The sequence below is a fragment of the Streptomyces sp. NPDC016851 genome (genome assembly GCF_055562795.1).
In genome coordinates this window covers 1-3,321 of record NZ_JBVHEP010000061.1, presented here as the reverse complement: position 1 = coordinate 3,321, position 3,321 = coordinate 1, and the positions used below count along the sequence as shown (strand labels likewise).

Annotated in this window: 2 protein-coding genes and 1 pseudogene; all 3 read right to left on the bottom strand. The window is 67.8% G+C overall.

The window, feature by feature from the left end; translation table 11 throughout:
- A partial coding sequence (locus ACZ3I3_RS41280) for a condensation domain-containing protein (RefSeq protein ID WP_467373018.1) occupies positions 1-1,655 on the bottom strand: 1,655 nt, incomplete at its 3' end.
- Positions 1,656-1,671: 16 nt separating this feature from the next.
- Positions 1,672-2,919, bottom strand: a complete 1,248-nt coding sequence (locus ACZ3I3_RS41275) for an FkbM family methyltransferase (RefSeq protein WP_467373020.1) — start codon at positions 2,917-2,919, stop codon at positions 1,672-1,674.
- Positions 2,920-3,135: 216 nt separating this feature from the next.
- Positions 3,136-3,321: pseudogene (locus ACZ3I3_RS41270) on the bottom strand (hypothetical protein); the annotation flags it as partial.

Here is a 3,321-nt window from a genome sequence, read left to right as displayed (position 1 = left end):
CCACGCAGATGCCAAGCCAACCGATTCGCCGCCGCATTCAACTCCCCATACGACAACTCCCGCCCCTCGAAGACAACCGCCACCGCATCCCCACGATCAGCAGCCACCTCCTCAAACCACTCATGCACACACCGACCACCCCCCACCGACTCCTCAACCCGATTCCACCCCTCCAACACCCGCCGCCGCTCCACCTCATCAAGGACGGAGAAGCGGGAGATCCGCTCCTGCGGGTCGGCGGTGACGGCTTCGAGCAGGGCTGTGTAGTGGCGTACGAACCGCTGGATGGTCTCGCGGTCGAACAGGCCGGTGTTGTACTCGACCAGCCCGGTCAGGCCGTCGGGTGTCTCCCGCAGGTCGAGCGTCACGTCGAACTTGGTGATGTCGAAGTCGAAGTCGATCAGGGAGACGTCGAGGTCGCCCAGGCGGGCGTCCCGTTCGGTCTGCGCCTCCTGAAGGACGAACGCCATCTGGAAGAGCGGCGAGTAGGCGAGGTTGCGCTCCGGCTGCAGCGCCTCCACCACCGCTTCGAACGGCACGTCCTGGTGGGCGAACGCCTGCAGCGCGGTTTCCTTGGTGCGGGCCAGCACCTCGGCGAAGGTCGGGTCGTCGGACAACTCGGCGCGTATGACGAGTGTGTTGACGAACAGCCCGATCAAGCCCTCGAGTTCGAGGCGGTTGCGGTTCGCGACGGGCGTGCCGATGGGTATGTCGGTGCGGTTCGTGTAGCGGTGCACAAGTACCGCGTAGGCGGACAGCAGCGTCATGTAGAGCGTGACGTCGTGCCGTTCGCCGAGGGCACGCAGCCTCTGGAGCAGATCCAGGGGAAGGTGGAACCTCTCGTGCGCTCCGTCGTACGTCTTCGACGCGGGGCGCTCCCGGTCCGCCGGCAGGGTCACCTGCGGGTCGAGCCCGCTGAGCTGTTCCTTCCAGTAGTCGACCTGTCGTGTCTGCACCTCGTCGACGAGCCACCGGCGCTGCCATTCGGCGTAGTCGGTGTACTGGACGGGCAGCGGCTCCAGTGGTGACGGGTCACCCTGGCCGAACGCCTTGTACAGCGTGACCAGTTCGCGGAAGAAGACGCCGAGCGACCATCCGTCGGACACGCTGTGATGCATGGTGACGAGCAGGACGTTCTCGTCGTCCGCCTGCCGCAGCAGCCGGGCCCTGATGAGGGAGTCGTGCTGAAGGTCGAACGGGGTGATCGCCTCCCGGGTGCAGATCGTGGGCAGCTCGGCGGGGTCGCCGATCTCCTCCTGCGCCACGGTGAAGTCCCGGCCGTCGCCGATGTGCTGGTAGGGGACGCCGTCCCGTTCCACGAAGCGGGTGCGCAGCGCTTCGTGCCGCTCGACGATCGTCGTGAGGGCGCGCAGCAGGGCCGCCCGGTCGAGCTTGCCGTGCAGCCGCAGCGCCATCGGGATGTTGTAGTACGCGCTGGTGCCGTCCAGCCTGGCCAGGAACCACAGCCGCTGCTGGGCGAAGGACAGCTGGACCGGCTCGTCGCCGACGCGGGTGCGCCGTGGGATCGCGTCGAGCGCGGACAGGTTGACACCCTGCTTCCTGAGCAGAGCGATGAGTGCGCGCTGCCGCTTGACCGGCAGCGATTTGATCTTCTTCAAGACGTCCAGTGCGACGTCTTCGTTCGTCGTGGTCATCTCGTCCCCCCGTTCCTTACTCCTGGATCCCCAGCGCATCCAGCTCTTCTTCGCTCATGTTCTCGATGAGGCCGATGCTCGCGCGGATCGCGTCCACGTCGAGCGTCAGCTCCGCCGGGGCCGTCGCCGTACGACGCTCCAGCTCTCGTGCCATGTCGGCCAGGGTCGGCCGTTCGAACACCGCCTGGATGGACAGCTCGGCCCCGGTCTCCTGCTTGAACCGGTTCACCAGGCGGGTGACCAGCAGCGAGTTACCGCCGAGCGAGAAGAAGTTGCTGGTGGCGTCCAGCCGCTCCACCTCGGTCCGCAGGAGGTCCGCCCAGATGGCCGCGACCGTCTTCTCGTCGTCGGTGAGCGGTGCCGCCGCCGTCCGCTCCTCGCGCGGTCGGCGGTCCTCCGGTTGGGGAAGGGCCCGCCGGTCGAGCTTGCCGTTGGACGTCAGCGGCAGTTCTTCCATCAGGACGTAGGCGGCGGGGAGCATGTACTCGGGCAGGCCCCCGCTCAGCGTCCGCTGGACGTCGTCCAGCAGGGCGGCCTCGCCGGACCAGCGGGGCCGGGCCTCCACCGGTGCGGCGACGCTCCGTGTCACCGCACCGGGCGGGGTGGCCTCCCCTTCCCCCTGCCTCCTGGCGTAGAGGTTGTAGAGCGCCGTACCGCGCAGGAGCCGGTTGTCCTGCTCGACGACGACGGCGTAGCCGAGCGCCTCGAGCAGGGTGACGACGTGTTCCAGCCGACCGTCCACGTCGTGGACCTCCAGCACGAGCTGCCGGATCTTCGGCCAGTCGCGCCAGTGGATGCCCTTGAGCACCTCGTACTCGGCGTTCTCCACATCGATCTTCAACAGGTCGATGCGCTCGACGCCGTGCTCGGCGACGACCTGCGACAGGGTCCGCAGCCGGCAGCGGAAGCGTTCGCTGCCGAGGCGGGCGTCCACCAACTCGTCGACCAGGTCGTCACCGGCGGCCGGCGCCCCGCCGTCGAGCAGCTCTTCCTGGTTGCGCAGGAAGGAGCGGACCATCTCGTGCGCCTCGTCGTCGGTGGTCCGGCTGCTGGAGATGACGGTGTTGTGGCGGTAGAAGGTGAAGGTCTCCTCCCTCGCCTCCGCGCCGAGCCCGTACGGAAGCGCCCTGGCGTCCAGACCGTGCAGTTCCACGTTGCGGCGCAGCGAGTCGTACACCGGAGGGATCGGCTCGAACGAGTAGACCGTCGCGTTGGGGCAGCGGTCGCCGACGAACAGGGTGAACAGGCCGATGTTGGCGCCCACGTCGAAGACGCAGTCGCCGTCGTCGAGGGTGATGCCGTGCCTCAGGTAGTCGAGGTCGGTGAAGATCTCCTCGTAGACGAAGTCGGTCTCGCTCTTGTTCTGCTGGAAGACCGGCAGGCCGTTGGGCAGTTCGTAGAGCCCCTCGATCGCCTCCGGTTCGGTGCGCGCCAGGCGTATGAGCTCGCGTACGGGGCGGGCGGTCCGTGCCGAGGGCACGAGGTAGGCCACCAGGCGCCGGTCGTCCTCGCCGTACTCCCTGACGACGACCCGCGCGTCCTCCACCGCCGGATGCCGGCTGAGCGTGGTTTCGATCTCGCCGAGTTCGATGCGGAATCCACGGATCTTGACCTGGTCGTCGTTGCGGCCCACATACTCCAGCGAACCGTCCGCCAGCCACCGCAC